Origin of the sequence: Paenibacillus macerans, assembly GCF_050565405.1 — a bacterium.
Classification (GTDB): domain Bacteria; phylum Bacillota; class Bacilli; order Paenibacillales; family Paenibacillaceae; genus Fontibacillus; species Fontibacillus macerans_B.
Map to the genome: position 1 here is coordinate 125,721 of NZ_JBNYYG010000008.1, position 14,566 is coordinate 140,286.

The following is a 14,566-nucleotide window of genomic DNA, read 5'->3' on the forward strand; positions in this document are numbered from 1 at the left end:
GCCTAGTTTTTGAAGCTGTGGATCGGCGCCGGAATGCGGCCGCCGCGATTGATGAACGGGGCGCAATTAAACGAATTGACCGGCATGATCGGCGCGTAACCGAGCAGTCCGCCGAATTCGACGATTTCGCCGACTTCTTTACCGATAACCGGAATGATGCGCACGGCCGTCGTTTTGTTGTTGACCATGCCGATCGCCGCTTCGTCGGCGATAATGCCGGAAATCGTTGCGCTGCTCGTGCTGCCGGGAATCGCGATCATGTCGAGCCCCACCGAGCACACGCAGGTCATCGCCTCCAGCTTCTCCAGCGTCAGCGCCCCGCGCTGCACCGCTTCGATCATGCCGTGGTCCTCGCTGACCGGAATAAACGCGCCGCTGAGTCCGCCGACATACGAGGATGCCATAACGCCGCCTTTTTTCACGTTATCGTTCAATATCGCCAGCGCGGCCGTCGTTCCGGGAGCCCCCGCTTCCTCCAGGCCCATCTCCTGGAAAATCTCCGCGATCGAGTCGCCGATTTCCGGCGTCGGCGCGAGCGACAGGTCAATGATCCCAAACGGGACGCCCAGGCGCTTGGACGCTTCCTGCGCTACCAGCTGTCCCACCCGGGTGACTTTAAACGCCGTCCGTTTGATCGTTTCGCACAAGGTTTCGAAATCCTTGCCTTTCACTTCCTCCAACGCGCGCTTCACTACGCCGGGACCGCTGACGCCCACGTTGATGACGCATTCCCGTTCCCCGACGCCATGGAAAGCGCCGGCCATGAACGGGTTGTCCTCCACCGCGTTGCAGAACACAACCAGCTTGGCGCAGCCGATCGAACCCCGGTCGGCCGACCGCTCGGCAGTTCGCAAAATGATGTCGCCCATCAGCTTGACCGCGTCCATGTTGATGCCGCTGCGCGAGGATCCGACGTTCACCGAGGAGCATACCCGATCCGTTACGGCCAACGCTTCCGGGATGCTCTCGATCAGCAGACGGTCGCCGGTGGTGCAGCCTTTTTGCACGAGCGCGGAGAAGCCGCCGATAAAGTTCACGCCCACTTCCTTGGCCGCTTTGTCGAGCGCTTCGGCCACGGGCACGTACGTATCGGTTTTAAGCCCGCCGGCCGCGATCGAGATCGGCGTGACCGAGATGCGCTTATTGACGATCGGAACGCCAAATTGCTTCTCCAGATCCTCGCCGGTTTTGACCAGATTTTCCGCCGAGCGGGTGATTTTATCGTAAATTTTCCGATTGAATACGTTCATGTCTTCATGGGCGCAGTCCATCAGGCTGATGCCCATCGTTATCGTGCGCACGTCGAGGTTCATTTCCCGGATCATCGAATTCGTTTCCTGTACTTCTACGCGTGAGATCATTGGTGTCTCCCCCTTCTTAGATCCGGTGCATCGTATTAAAAATATCTTCGTGCTGCAGCTTGATCTCCACGCCGATGGACTTGCCCAGCTCCTGAAGCTCCTCTACGAGCCGCTCGAAGCCTTTGGCCGGCGCCGTAATATCAACGATCATCATCATGTTGAAATACCCTTGAATGATCGTCTGCGAAATATCCAGTATGTTGACGTTGTTGTCGGCCAGATACGTGCACACCTTGGCGATGATACCGACTTTGTCCTTGCCCAGAACCGTAATGATTCCCTTCAACGAAACTTCCCCCTTTGGATGCGACTCTACTGTAATGTGAGACGAGTCATCTGCTTCGCTTATTATGGCAAAAGAACGGGAATTGTTCAATAACGACGTTCACAGATGATTAGATCCGCTTTGACGGTACGGAAAAATAACTCATTTCCGCAGGCGAGACCGGTTTGGATTTCGATGTTCCCCTCGTTTCCTCGGAATTTCCGGTTTGGATTTCCTCCGGGCAGTCCTGGCGGTATTTCCTTTCTTCCAGCTTCCGATCGATAAAATCGACCACCTGCTGCAGCGAGTCGATTTGACGGATGATATTTTCCCGGTGCCGTTTCATAAAATCCACCAACTCGGGATAGTCCGCGGGATCGGCGTCGGCGGAAACTCGCAAGAAGGGGCGCATTTCTTCCAGCGGCATCCCGGTTTTCTTCAGGCAGCCTATCAGCTTGAGCGTTTCGATATCCTCTGGCCGATAGACGCGATGTCCGTTGTCCTTCCGCTCCGCTCGCGGCAGCAGCGAGATTTTCTCGTAATATCGGATCGTATCCTCGGAAATGCCGGATTGTTCGGCGGTTTGCTTAATCGTAAATGTTGCGTTTCGAGGCAAATTCATGCTCATCACGTTCCCTCCTATGTCCTTCCGGGACGGCTTTGTTAAGCATTATACAACTTGGATCTGGCTCCAAGTCAAGGAGGCTGGCGGCAGCAAAAAAACGTATTCCAACGCTTGACTTGGAGTCGGCTCCAATATATAAACTGTTCCCTATCGGCGGGAGTACGATCCCGCAAACCAATCTGGAGGGGAATTCACATGCATACGAATGAACGGGAAAACATCGCGCTGATCACAGGCGCAAGCTCCGGCATCGGGCTGGAGCTTGCGCGGAAATTGCTTGACGAGGGCTGGCAGGTGGTTGCCCTGAACCGCTCCGATGTGCCGGCGGGAGAGATGAAGCTCCATAAAGCCGTCAATACCGGGCAGTTTCGGATCTATAAGACGGCCGATCTTACCGACTATGCCAGTTTGCGGCGTACGCTGGAGGAGATCAAAGCCAAAGAGCCGCGAATCGACGTGCTTTTCAACAACGCCGGTCGCAGCTTTCCGGATCTGACCTATTCCAAGCAAGGCCGGGAAAATCATTACGAGCTGATGACCGTCGTTCCCTTCATCATTTTGATGGAGCTGAAGGAACTCCTGCTTAACGGAAGCCATAAAACGGTTATCAACACTTCGTCTTCCGCGTTGAAAATGACCAAGGCATTTAATCTCGATCAGCTCGAGCGTCCGAAAACGTTCCGCAAACTAATCGGACCTTACGCCACCTCCAAGCTGGCGCTTTCGTTATGGACGGGGGCGATCGCTCCGTTGCTCGGCCAGGAAGGCATCCTGATCCGCAGCGTCGATCCGGGCAGCAATAATACGCTGCGCAAAGGCAAATCATCCGGCTTGCCCATCTGGCTAAAGCCGGTCATGAAGTTCTTTTTCGCACCGCCTACCCATGGGGCCGGCCGGCTTTACGACGGCGCATTCGGAGAGCAGCGCGGCAAGACCGGCGTATTTTTGGTCAAGGGCCGGATCGCGGAAGTGAAATTCGGGGAACACGCACCGAACGTGCTGAAGCGAATAACGACGATTTACGAACGGGAGTTCCTGCAAGAAAGCCGATAAGGGCTATTTTCCTTACTCAGGTTTGACGGAAATCGGCTTCATCCGTTGGCGCCGGAGGGGTCGGTTTTTTCCCGATCTAGTAATTTTTCAATGATTTTTCTCGTTTGCCGTTCTTTTTGTTTGCGTACCGCCTCTTCTTCCTTCAACGCTTTAAGCAGCGAGACGCACATGCCGAGCATAATTACGGCAAATGGCAACGCGGCAACGATCGAAGCGGTCTGCAAGCCGTTTAAGCCGCCGCTGATCAATAAGATCAACGCCATCAGCGATTGCAGGATACCCCAAACGATTTTGACTTTATTGGATGGATTCAGGTTCCCTTGAGACGACAGCATCCCCAGAACGAACGTTGCCGAGTCGGCGGAAGTAATGAAAAAGGTGATGATGAGCATGGTAGCAATGGCCGTTACCAGCAGACCGAAAGGGAGTTGTTCCAACGTTAAAAATAAAGCCGTCGTTACGTCCTCCTGAACGGCTTTGGCGAGCTCCACATGATTGAACATTTCCAGGTTTAGGCCGGTGCCGCCAAATACAGAGAACCACAGAAATCCGAAAACGCTCGGGACGAGCAGCACCCCCAGCACGAATTCCTTGATCGTCCGTCCCTTCGAAACACGGGCAATGAAGGTGCCGACAAACGGCGCCCAGGCGATCCACCAAGCCCAGTAGAACAAAGTCCATAATCCAACCCAGGTTCCCTGCGTAAACGGAGTCAACCGCAAACTCATGACGATGAGGTTCTGCAGATATCCTCCCAGCGTGACGGTCAGCGTATCAAAAATAAACGAGGTTGGACCCGCAAATAACACAAACAGCATCAAAATTACCGCCATGACCAGGTTGGTGTTGCTCAAAATTCGTATTCCCTTATCCAGTCCCGTCGTCGCGGAGATCAGAAACAAGACGGTCACGACGCAAATGATCATCGCCTGAACCGTGATGTTATTGTCCCATCCGAACAGATGATGCAACCCTCCGCTGATTTGAAGAGTCCCGAGCCCGAGTGAGGTGGCAACGCCGAAAGCCGTGGCAATAACGGCCAACACATCGATGGTTTTACCGAGATAACCCTCGACGAGCTTCCTGCCCAAAAGCGGGATAAACGTCATGCTGATCAGTCCCTTGTAACCTTTGCGGAATTGGAAATAAGCCAAGGTCAGCGAGATGACGGTGTACACCCCCCAGGGATGGAGCCCCCAATGGAAAAACGAATACCGCATTGCCAATCGCGCGGCTAACGCAGTACCTCCTTTAGCCTCTTCCGGAGGAACGAGATAATGCGACAACGGCTCCGCTACGCCCCAAAACACCAGGCCGATCCCCATCCCGGCGCTGAATAGCATAGCAAACCAGGAGACCGTGGAATATTCCGGCTCGTCATCGTCCGACCCCAATTTGATTTGCCCGTATTTGCTGAAAGCCAAATAGAAGGAGAAACAAAGAAAGGCTAACGTCGCCATCAAATAGAACCACCCGAAATTTACGGTTGAAAAAGACAGGGCTTGTTCTGCGGATGCGGCCATTTGTTCCGGAGCTACCGCGCCCCATAGGACAAAAAGCAGGATTACCGCCAAAGAGATGTAGAATACCATGCATTACCCCCCCGCTCCACTATTACTCAGCAAGTCATAGTGAAATGGTTCGCATGTAAAGGCCGATCTATGCAAAAAAAAATTCAGCGGCCGGGCTTGGCGCCAAGATCGCAATTAACTACACTACACCAGCCGCCCGACGGCTGCCAGGATATCGTCGAACGTAAAAAAGAGATTTGTCTCCTCGCCTCTCAAGGCTACGCGGGAACAAATCTCTTCTTCATGGTTAACGGTGGAGTCCTTTATCGTATTGTTTCTTCAACAATGCAAACAGGACGGCATCCACAAATTGATCTTTCTCGAAAAAGCACTCTTTCAGATACCCCTCTTCGTGGAATCCCGTCTTCTCCAGCAAATAACGGGAACGGATGTTGTCCGGGTCGATATACGCTTCTATCCGGTTCAGCCCCAAATCTTCGAAGCCAAACCGCATGATCTCTTGCAATACCTCGGTCATCACGCCCTGCCGCCAATAATCCGGATTCAGTTCATAGCCGACTTCGGCCTTATAATGCCCCTGCGACCAGTTATGAAAACCGCAGGTGCCGATGACCCGGTCGCTTTCCGATTTGACCGTTATCGCCCAACGGAAGCCCCGGCGCTCCAAATATCGGCTGTTCCAATTCTGGATGAGCTCCTCGGCCTGCTTCAGCTCCACAAGCCGCTCCAGATCGTAATATTTGGTCACCTCGTCGTTCGAGAAGTAGCGGAACAGATCTTCGGCATCGTCCGAGGTTAGCTTTCTAAGGATAAATCTTTCCGTTTCCAACTGCGGGAACAGTTTCATCGCGACCGGTCCTTTCCTATAAAGTTTACGTAAATCTATTATAGGTGAAGGACCCGGCTGAAAGGAAGAGTCAATCCAGGGCCGCAGCCCTAACGAATGACGGCGCGATCAGCCTTGAATGGCCAGCTTGATGCCGATGCCGAAAGGGTCGGTTAGGCGAATTTCGCCGGCTTCCCGCTCATATGGCACCGCCGCTTCGATCAGACGGCTCTCCACCGCTTCAAGCGCCGGCGCGTCCGGCAGCGTCGTCGTGAAATAGCGCAGGCCGACCGCATCCTCCGGCGCCGGTGGCGCTCCCGCGCCGGCCCACAGATTCAAGCCGATGTGATGATGGTAACCGCCCGCGGATACGAACAATGCCGCCCCGCCGTAGTGGGCGGTGATTTCGAATCCGAGGATCCGGCAGTAGAATTGCTCCGCCTTGCGCAAATCGCCGACGTGAAAATGCACATGCCCGATCCGAGTCCCTTCCGGAAGTCCTCTCCATTCCGCTTTCGCCGACAAGGTCAGCAAGCTTTCCACATCGACCGGATCCGTGGACATGACGTATTCTCCCTGCGCGTCTCTTTGCCACGTCTCACGCGGGCGATCGGCGTAGATTTCAATCCCGTTCTGATCCGGGTCATTCAAATATAACGCTTCGCTGACGAGATGATCGCCTTGGCCTACCGGAATCTGATGTTTGATCAAATTGCGCAGCGCGAGCCCCAGGGAATTCCGGTCCGGCAGCAAAATCGCGAAATGGTATAATCCCGATACCGATCTTTCGGGCATGACGCGAAACTGCTCATTGGCTTCCAGAAACAGCAAAGGTCGTTGTCCGTCGGCGCTCAGCTCGGCCGTATGGCCGCTTTGCCGCAATACTTGGAAGCCGATCACCTCGCGATAGAAAGCGAGAGATTTCCCAAGATGGCGCACCTTCAGCCGTACGGCGCCGATTTGCGCGGCGGGATGAATGGGCAATGGATGAGTCATGGATAAATTCCTCCTTGTTAATGAGGGAACGGCCGAACCAGGTCCGAGACGCCCCGCAAAGGTAACGTTCAAATGTAACAACTCTAGTTACATCGACTATTGTAATCAGTATAGTTACAGGCTTGGGGATTGTCAATGGCTCGCAAGCTGGTTTGATCTTGATCTAAAAAACGACGCATAACAAAAAAAGCCCCAATAAGGGGCTTATATCGTAGCTAGCGGTTAAGTCCATAAAACGCCTATTTAAACGGCTTCCGAATTGGCCGAAATGTCGTCCACGATATCTTGAAGCGTTACGGCCGCCAGCGTCTTTTCCATCGCTTTTTGCGCCACGGAGAAGATCGGCTCGATCGCCGCCTGAATATTGCGCCCGACCGGGCAATCCGGATTGGGACGGTCATGCATCGCAAACAGGCCGTCTTCCTCCACGACGTGCACCGCGCGGTAAATATCGAGCAGCGTGATATCGCCGAGTTGGCGCGACAGCTTCGTCCCGGCAACGCCCGGCCGAACCTCCACCAACCCCGCCTTGTTCAGCATGCCCATGATCCGGCGGATGACCACCGGGTTCGTGTTGACGCTGCCGGAGATATACTCCGAAGTACTGACCCCGTCCTTGTTGATTTCAAGCAGGGACAAAATGTGAATGGCCACGGAAAATCTGGAGCTGATCGTCATAACGGCATATCCCCCTTTCCATCGTCTTGTAACAATATTAGTTACATAAGGAGCGGAATGTCAATAGCATTTCTCTCCTGCAGTGTCCCTTTGATTGGATTATCTTCCGTCCAGCAAATTGCCGAGACCGCCCAAAATGCTGCCCTCGTCCTTGCGGCCGGAATAACGCGAAGCCGACAGCACTCGGTCCGCCAAGCGGCTGAACGGCAGCGATTGCACCCAAACCTTGCCTGGACCACGCAGCGTGGCGAAGAACAGTCCTTCCCCGCCGAACAAGGCGGTTTTTACGCCCTTCACGAATTCGATATCGTAATCGACCGAAGCGGTCATGGCTACGAGACAGCCGGTGTCAAGACGCATCACTTCGCCGGGAGCCAAATCTCTTTCGATCACGAGGCCGCCGGAATGCACGAAGGCCAGACCGTCGCCTTCGATCTTCTGCATGATGAAGCCTTCCCCGCCGAAGAAGCCGGTACCCAGCTTGCGCTGAAACTCGATCCCGACCGATACGCCTTTGGCCGCGCAGAGGAACGAATCTTTTTGGCAGATGATTTTGCCGCCGAGCATCTGCAGGTCCAGCGGCACGATTTTGCCGGGATAAGGAGAAGCGAACGTAACGCCTTGCCGGTTGTAGCCGGCATTGCTGAACACGGTCATAAACAAACCTTCGCCCGTCAGCAGGCGTTTGCCGGCCCCCATCAGTTTACCCATGAGCCCGCCGCCGCCTTGGTTGCTGCCATCGCCAAAAATCGTCTCCATCCGGATATCCGGGTCCATCATCATGAAGCTGCCGGCTTCGGCCACGACGCTTTCCCCCGGGTCCAGCTCAATTTCCACGCACTGCATTTCATTTCCGATGATGCGATAATCGATTTCGTGAGCATTCATACGAACAACCTCCGCTTATTAAAATTGAAGTATGTAATTCCGTGAAGCGAGTCAGGAGTTCTGCAGCAACGCCCGCAGCACGGCATAACTGATAAGGCTGCGATCCCGGTATACCATGCTCACCGAGTCGGCGTGCTCGCCCAGAATGCCTTTCTGCAAAATAGCCGCGCCGAAACCTCTTTCCAGCGCCCCGTTGAACGTGAACGTTACGCAGTATTCGGCGGCGAAACCGCAAACCACGACGAAGTCGGTGTCATGCTCCCGCAGCAGTTGCTCCAGGTCGGTCTTCCAGAATGAATTGTTCCAGGCCTTTGTCAATTTCAGGTCCGATTCGGCCAGCTTAACCTCGGGAATCACCTCGAACCCCGGCGTCCCTTCTCCCCCGTCCAGGTCTTGAACGGCCACGACCGGACGCCCCGCCTTACGGAACATATCGGCGACGGCATTAATGTACTCGCAAACGCCAGGCACCTCGGTTTGAATACGCGGATCGGTCAGAAAAGCTTGCTGCATATCAATGATCAATAAAGCCGGCTTCATAGAATACCTCCTTGTCGACTTCCCCCGCCCGGGGGCATTCTCATACGCTTTCCATTATACACGGGCTTTAGCTGCCAGGCATCAGATTTTGCTCAACCGCAAGCGCAAATTTCCCGTTGACCCTCACATTAGTGTCAGGGTTTATAATGAGATCAAGAAGGCAGGTGAAGCAAGGGATTATGAAAATCGGCGAATTGTCCAAAGCGACCGGCGTCAGCATTCGCTCGCTTCGTTATTACGAAGAACAGGGGCTGATTACCTCGCAGCGGCTCGCGAACGGCTACCGCGATTACCACAGCTTCTCCGCTGAGCAGGTCAAGACGATTCAGTTTTATTTGAGCTTGGGTCTGACCACGCAGCAAATCGCCGGGTTCCTGCAATGCGTGATGACCAGCAAGGAAGCGTTTTGCCGCGAAGTCATGCCGGTGTACCGCAACAAGCTGAAGGAGGTCAACGAACAGATCGAGCTGCTCCAGGCGATCAAATCCAATCTGGAGGAACGGATTCAATACATTTTAACGGAAAATCCCGAAATGGAGATGAATGATGATGACGATGAAACGCATTAATAGCGAAACCGATTTTTCTGAGGCCGTTCATGCCCCGGGCATGACGCTGGTCGATTTCGATGCGCCGTGGTGCCCACCCTGCAAAGTGCTGGCGCCGATCCTGGAAGAGCTGCACGGGGATTTCGGCGGCAAGGTCAACGTGCTGAAAGTGAATTGCGACGAGTTGCCCGGCCTGGCTTCGCAATACGGGGTCATGTCGATGCCGACGGTGATCTTCTTTCATCATGGCGAACCGGTAGAGAAACTGGTCGGCTTGCGGCCGAAGGAAGCCTATGCGCGACTCATCGCGAAATACCCGGCACCATCGCAACCGGCGTGATGGTAGCCTATTACATTAAGAAGCAAGCAAGCGGCATGCACGCTTAGAGCGGAACGCCGCTTGCTTGCATTTTACGGCTTGAGTACGACCTTGATGCAGTCTTCCTGTTTTTCGCTGAACACTTTATAGCCGTGTTCCCCTTCGCTGAGCGGCAGCCGGTGGGTAATGATATCGGTCGGATCGAAGCGCCCGGATTCGATTTGGCCATACAGCTCGGGAATGAGGTGAATGACGGGCGCTTGTCCCATCTTCAGCGTGATGTTGCGTTCAAACAGTTCGCCGAGCGGAAATAGGTTGTAGGTCAGCCCGTAGACGCCGGTAAGTTGGATGATGCCGAACTTGCGCACCGTCTTGACGGCGAGCTGGAAGGCTCCGAGCGATCCCCCCTGCAGCATAAGCGCGGTCTCCACCCTTTCCACCACCGATTTCTTGGCATCCAGGCCAACGCAATCGATCACCACATCGGCCCCGCCGCGGGTGATTTCCTTCAGGTGCCCGGCGAGGTCCGGGTGCTTCTCAAAATTGAAAACCTCCAAGTTATTCGTTCGTTTGGCATGCTCCAGGCGGTAATCGAGATGGTCCACGGCGATGACGCGCTTGGCTCCTTTTTGCCAGGCGAACTTTTGCGTCAGCAGGCCTACCGGACCGCAGCCCAGGATGATCACCGTATCTCCCGGTCGAACCCCGCCATTCTCCACGCTCCAGTAGGCCGTCGGGATGATGTCGGATAGGAACAGCAGCTTCTCGTCTTCGATTTCCGCCTCCTTCGGCACGACGAACGGCACGAAATTCCCGTAAGGCACGCGCAGCAGCTCCGCTTGTCCTCCGGCGTAATCTCCATATCGGGACGAATAGCCGAAATATCCGCCGGTATCGCGATTCTCGTTGGCATGGTCGCATTGGCTTTCCATCTGATGCCGGCAGAAAAAGCATTCCCCGCACGCCACGGTAAACGGCACGATGACTCGATCCCCTTTCTTGACGCGCGTAACGTCCGGCCCGACGTCTTCGACGATGCCCATCGGCTCGTGTCCGATCACGTAATCATCGTACATCCCCGGGATTTCGCCGTTATAGATATGCAAATCCGATCCGCAAATCGCGGTGGACGTGATGCGGACGAGCACATCGTCTTTCTTTTGCAGCTTGGCGTCCGGCACCTCTTTGACTCTGACGCTTTTTTTCCCTTGATAGGTAATGGCTTTCAAATCGAGCGCCCCCTTTCATCGATAGCTACATTTTGCGTAGCGGGCGCCCGATTTATGAAGTCCCGATAAAAAAAAGATACCGCCCAGCCGGGAATCGTCCTCCCTAGGCTGGCGGTATCTTTGGTTTCAGTCATACACATGAATGTCGCGAATTTGCTTGGCTTGATCGATATACGGCCCTTCCGACAAGTTATTGAAGGCTAAGTGGGTAGCTCGCAAGCTAAGCAGTTGATCTCCCGGCTTCAGGCCAAATTGCTTCCAGGTTTGAATCGGCAGCGTAAAGTAACGTTTGCTGTTCAAATTCACCCAACAGAAAGTACGTTCCTTAAACGTGATGGTCTCACCTTCGGGGATGGCGAATTGCTGAAGCTGGGGAATGCTGGCGAAAATCGACGCGAGCGGCGAATTTGCAATCAATTCTTTGCAGACGACGCTGAAGCCTTTGACCGTATTCCGGCCCGTCATCAGTATGATCCTGGAGTCCGGGCTAATATGGTACTCATGCAGGGCTTGATCCGGAAGGTAAAACGATCCGTCAGGAAGTATTTTGCTCCATGCGTAAAAGTACTTCCCGCCTTTGGCATTGACTGCCATATCTATCATCCCCCGAGCGTATTGAATATCTATTTATTAGATTTATCATCGCGCAATTTCGGGGGCTGGAGATATGATAATAATCACGATATCCGGGAATTGGAATTAAATTGGCAATTTCACTCGATCAGTTCCTCGATTTTCTCCGCGAAATGGAGTTTATGCGCTTTAATTACGATGATCTTCAGCATCATGTACACCGGGATGGCCAATATCATCCCCAGGATCCCGGCAAAATCGCCGGCTACCAGCAACAGGACGATCGTCGTGAGCGGATGAATGTTGATCGTCTTGCCGTAGATGTACGGAGAGATCAGGTTCCCTTCGATCTGTTGGGCGATGACTACGATGACGATGACCCAGAACACCATGGACGGCGAGACGGTAAACGCCACGATCACGCACGGAATCGCCCCCAGCAGCGAGCCGAAATAAGGAATGAAGTTGAACAGCGCCCCGACGATGGCCAGCAGCAGCGGGTACGGCAATCCGATCAGCCAAAACCCGATGAAGCTCATGAACGCCAGCAGCACGGCGCTGATCATCCGACCGGCGATAAACCCCTTCAGCATATTGTCGATATCATGAATGACGTTCGCTCCATCCCTGCGATAACGGCCCGGCAGCATCCGCACCAGCGATGGCGTGACCCGCTCGTCTTCCTTCAGCATGTAATACAGGAAGATCGGCACGGTCCCCACCACGATGACGAAGTCATTCAAGAAGGTGAAGAAATGCGATAAGTAACCGGAGATCGCCTCCATCGCGGAGTTCAGGTACTCCGTCACCTTGTTCATCAGCTCGGGGCTCGTTTCATTCGTCACCATGGAGAAATACCGGTTATTGCGGATATCGTTCATCTGCTTCTGGATGCTGTCCACCAGTTTGGGCACATTATTCATGAACTCGACGATCTGTTTCTCCAGCGGCGGCCAGACGACGATAAAAAAAATGGTCACCACCCCGGCGAACAGCAGATAAATGAGCAGAATGGACAACACCCGGTTCAGCTTCTTCTGCTCGAGAAATTGCACGATCGGCCGCAGCAGGTAATAAAGGAACCCGGAGATGACGACCGGCACGATCAGAATCTGCACCAGCGTGACCAGCGGATTAAAGATGAAACTGACCTTCGCCAATAAATAAATGATCGTCAGCAGCAAAATGATCCCCAGCGACGTCCGGTAAAAAGGATGTTGCAACAATGGTTTCCCCCTCCCTTCCTCCTTTTTCATGCATTCGGCCTTTTCCTTGGTCCGACCGGCCGAAGCCGGCCGATCAGTCTTGCGGAAGCGTGTTCATAGCCGCATCCAGGAGCGCATCAAACCAGGCATCGTCTTCCTCGATCCGGGCATCCACTTCAAGAAGCTGCTCCTCAACCCCGGGTTCGCCGGCATAATGCAGGCTGTAATCCCAATCGCGGCCTTTTTTGCTGAAAAACGTAATTTCGTAGCCTGCTTTGTGCGAGCTGATTTCAAAGACGGTTTTGCCGATAAAAGTACCGTCTTCCTGCGGGTTCATTTCCGCATGGATAATGTTCAATTCGGTGATTTGCATCGTGATTCCTCCATCGTAAATCCAGATTTCGGGCGAGTCCCATAATTTGAAAACTTGTACAGCCTTCCTGCAATATCGTACCATGTTTTGGGTCAATATCAATACGAAGAACATGCATTACAATTTCATTCCGGATTGGTGTATGATAGAACAATAAATTATTTCCAAAGTATGGAGGAGACCGTAAATGTCCGATTTTCAAACAAAGCTGGAAAAATACGCAGAACTGGCCGTAAAAATAGGCGTAAACGTCCAGCAAGGCCAGAACCTGATCATTAACGCCACCATTGATTGCGCGGAGCTCGTTCGCCTTATCGTGAAGCAAGCCTATGAAGCCGGCGCCCGGTTCGTCAAGGTCAACTGGAGCGACGACATCGTCACCCGTCTTCGGTACGATCTGGCTGCGGAGGAATCGTTCCTGGACGAGCCGAAATGGTACGCCGGGGAAATGCTCGAATACGTCGAGAACGGCGCAGCCGTCCTGCACGTTATCTCTTCCGATCCGGATTTGCTCAAAGGCGTTTCCACCGAACGCTTGACCAACCATCAGAAAACCTACGGCAAAGTGATGAGCAAATATCGCGAGCTGCAAATGTCCGACAAATTCAGCTGGTCGATCGTGGCGGTCCCTTCCCAGGTGTGGGCGGATAAGGTATTCCCCGATCTTCCGCAGGATCAGCGCGTCGATGCGCTATGGAAGGCGATCTTCCGCACGGTGCGCCTGGATCAGCCGGATCCGATCGAAGCCTGGAAGCGGCATATCGAGAACCTTACGCAAAAATCCGATTATTTGAACGCGAAACGCTACAAGAAATTGCATTACCTGGCGCCCGGCACCGACTTGACCATTGAGCTTCCGGAAGGTCATCTCTGGGTGGCCGCGGAAAGCATCAACGCGCAGGGAAACACGTTCTTGGCCAATCTTCCGACGGAGGAAGTATTTACGGCACCGCTCAAAACCGGAGTGAACGGCACGGTTACCAGCACGAAGCCGCTTAGCTACCGCGGCACGATCATCGACCGTTTCTCGCTCACCTTCGAGAACGGACGCATCGTGGACTATAAAGCCGAACTGGGTGCCGATGTGCTGAAGCAGCTTGTGGAGCTGGATGAAGGCTCGCATTACCTGGGGGAAGTGGCGCTCGTACCGCATAACTCTCCGATCTCGCAATCCGGGATTTTGTTCTACAATACGCTGTTTGACGAAAACGCCTCGAACCATTTGGCCATCGGCAACGGGTACGCCTTTAATCTCGAGGGCGGCAAATCGATGTCCCAAGAGGAACTGGCCGAACACGGACTGAATTCCAGCTTGGCGCATGAGGACTTTATGGTCGGCTCCGGCGAGATGGATATTTACGGCATTACGGCGGATGGCAAGGAAGAAGCGATCTTCGCCAAAGGAAACTGGGCGTTCTGATCGATCCCTTAAGCTGGAAAAGGGCTATCCCCTGCGTAGATGACAATCTACTGATATGCTCCCCATACGGTAGACAGGTGAAATAATAAAACCTGTTACTGTAGGGGGAGTATTTTTTATGTCCAAAAAAGAACA

The 14,566-nt window shown here is 53.8% G+C and carries 17 protein-coding genes; 4 read left to right on the forward strand and 13 right to left on the reverse strand.

The annotated features are described in order from the left end of the window. Window positions 1–2 precede the first annotated feature (2 nt). From ACQ4N8_RS08380 to ACQ4N8_RS08390, 3 genes are all read right to left on the reverse strand, one after another. Complete coding sequence (locus ACQ4N8_RS08380; RefSeq protein WP_430703907.1) at window positions 3–1,358, reverse strand: PFL family protein; 1,356 nt, start codon at window positions 1,356–1,358, stop codon at window positions 3–5. 19 nt (window positions 1,359–1,377) lie between these two features. Then, window positions 1,378–1,647 (reverse strand): ACT domain-containing protein, encoded by a 270-nt coding sequence (locus ACQ4N8_RS08385; protein WP_430703889.1) that lies wholly within the window; start codon window positions 1,645–1,647, stop codon window positions 1,378–1,380. Between the two features lie 109 nt (window positions 1,648–1,756). Next, window positions 1,757–2,254, reverse strand: coding sequence for a MerR family transcriptional regulator (locus tag ACQ4N8_RS08390; RefSeq protein ID WP_430703890.1), 498 nt, complete (start codon window positions 2,252–2,254; stop codon window positions 1,757–1,759). Between the two features lie 192 nt (window positions 2,255–2,446). On the opposite strand from ACQ4N8_RS08390, the gene ACQ4N8_RS08395 reads away from it, so the two are divergent. Further along, window positions 2,447–3,304 carry an SDR family NAD(P)-dependent oxidoreductase gene (locus ACQ4N8_RS08395; RefSeq protein WP_430703891.1) on the forward strand — a complete coding sequence of 286 codons (858 nt, stop codon included), beginning with the start codon at window positions 2,447–2,449 and terminating at the stop codon, window positions 3,302–3,304. Window positions 3,305–3,342: 38 nt separating this feature from the next. Here the strand turns inward: ACQ4N8_RS08395 and ACQ4N8_RS08400 are convergent, their stop codons facing one another. The 6 genes from ACQ4N8_RS08400 to ACQ4N8_RS08425 all read right to left on the reverse strand — a co-directional run bounded on the left by ACQ4N8_RS08400 (window position 3,343) and on the right by ACQ4N8_RS08425 (window position 8,764). Then, the gene (locus ACQ4N8_RS08400) at window positions 3,343–4,896 is read right to left on the reverse strand and encodes a glycine betaine uptake BCCT transporter (RefSeq protein ID WP_430703892.1); all 1,554 of its coding nucleotides are present in this window, start codon (window positions 4,894–4,896) and stop codon (window positions 3,343–3,345) included. A 226-nt stretch (window positions 4,897–5,122) separates the two neighbouring features. After that, complete coding sequence (locus ACQ4N8_RS08405) at window positions 5,123–5,683, reverse strand: GNAT family N-acetyltransferase (protein WP_430703893.1); 561 nt, start codon at window positions 5,681–5,683, stop codon at window positions 5,123–5,125. Window positions 5,684–5,791: 108 nt separating this feature from the next. Further along, window positions 5,792–6,658, reverse strand: a complete 867-nt coding sequence (locus tag ACQ4N8_RS08410) for a VOC family protein (protein WP_430703894.1) — start codon at window positions 6,656–6,658, stop codon at window positions 5,792–5,794. Between the two features lie 243 nt (window positions 6,659–6,901). Further along, a complete protein-coding gene (locus tag ACQ4N8_RS08415) occupies window positions 6,902–7,336 on the reverse strand; it encodes an Rrf2 family transcriptional regulator (RefSeq protein WP_430703895.1) in 435 nt (144 codons plus the stop codon). A 99-nt stretch (window positions 7,337–7,435) separates the two neighbouring features. Next, window positions 7,436–8,224 carry a TIGR00266 family protein gene (locus ACQ4N8_RS08420; protein WP_430703896.1) on the reverse strand — a complete coding sequence of 263 codons (789 nt, stop codon included), beginning with the start codon at window positions 8,222–8,224 and terminating at the stop codon, window positions 7,436–7,438. A 51-nt stretch (window positions 8,225–8,275) separates the two neighbouring features. After that, window positions 8,276–8,764, reverse strand: a complete 489-nt coding sequence (locus tag ACQ4N8_RS08425; RefSeq protein WP_430703897.1) for an isochorismatase family protein — start codon at window positions 8,762–8,764, stop codon at window positions 8,276–8,278. A 179-nt stretch (window positions 8,765–8,943) separates the two neighbouring features. On the opposite strand from ACQ4N8_RS08425, the gene ACQ4N8_RS08430 reads away from it, so the two are divergent. Beyond that, window positions 8,944–9,333: a MerR family transcriptional regulator gene (locus ACQ4N8_RS08430; RefSeq protein WP_430703898.1), complete on the forward strand. Its 390-nt coding sequence runs from the start codon at window positions 8,944–8,946 to the stop codon at window positions 9,331–9,333. After that, window positions 9,314–9,652, forward strand: coding sequence for a thioredoxin (trxA, locus tag ACQ4N8_RS08435; RefSeq protein ID WP_430703899.1), 339 nt, complete (start codon window positions 9,314–9,316; stop codon window positions 9,650–9,652). Before ACQ4N8_RS08430 ends, trxA begins: the two co-directional genes overlap by 20 nt. A gap of 71 nt (window positions 9,653–9,723) precedes the next feature. On the opposite strand, the gene ACQ4N8_RS08440 is transcribed toward trxA, so the two are convergent. From ACQ4N8_RS08440 to ACQ4N8_RS08455, 4 genes are all read right to left on the reverse strand, one after another. Continuing rightward, window positions 9,724–10,860 (reverse strand): zinc-dependent alcohol dehydrogenase, encoded by a 1,137-nt coding sequence (locus ACQ4N8_RS08440; RefSeq protein WP_430703900.1) that lies wholly within the window; start codon window positions 10,858–10,860, stop codon window positions 9,724–9,726. Between the two features lie 126 nt (window positions 10,861–10,986). Further along, the gene (locus ACQ4N8_RS08445; RefSeq protein WP_430703901.1) at window positions 10,987–11,454 is read right to left on the reverse strand and encodes a hypothetical protein; all 468 of its coding nucleotides are present in this window, start codon (window positions 11,452–11,454) and stop codon (window positions 10,987–10,989) included. Between the two features lie 119 nt (window positions 11,455–11,573). After that, window positions 11,574–12,659, reverse strand: coding sequence for an AI-2E family transporter (locus ACQ4N8_RS08450; RefSeq protein ID WP_430703902.1), 1,086 nt, complete (start codon window positions 12,657–12,659; stop codon window positions 11,574–11,576). A 73-nt stretch (window positions 12,660–12,732) separates the two neighbouring features. Beyond that, window positions 12,733–13,011 carry a hypothetical protein gene (locus ACQ4N8_RS08455; RefSeq protein WP_430703903.1) on the reverse strand — a complete coding sequence of 93 codons (279 nt, stop codon included), beginning with the start codon at window positions 13,009–13,011 and terminating at the stop codon, window positions 12,733–12,735. Between the two features lie 187 nt (window positions 13,012–13,198). Between ACQ4N8_RS08455 and ACQ4N8_RS08460 the strand changes: the two genes are divergently transcribed. After that, window positions 13,199–14,431 (forward strand): aminopeptidase, encoded by a 1,233-nt coding sequence (locus ACQ4N8_RS08460; protein ID WP_430703904.1) that lies wholly within the window; start codon window positions 13,199–13,201, stop codon window positions 14,429–14,431. The last annotated feature ends 135 nt before the right edge of the window (window positions 14,432–14,566 follow it).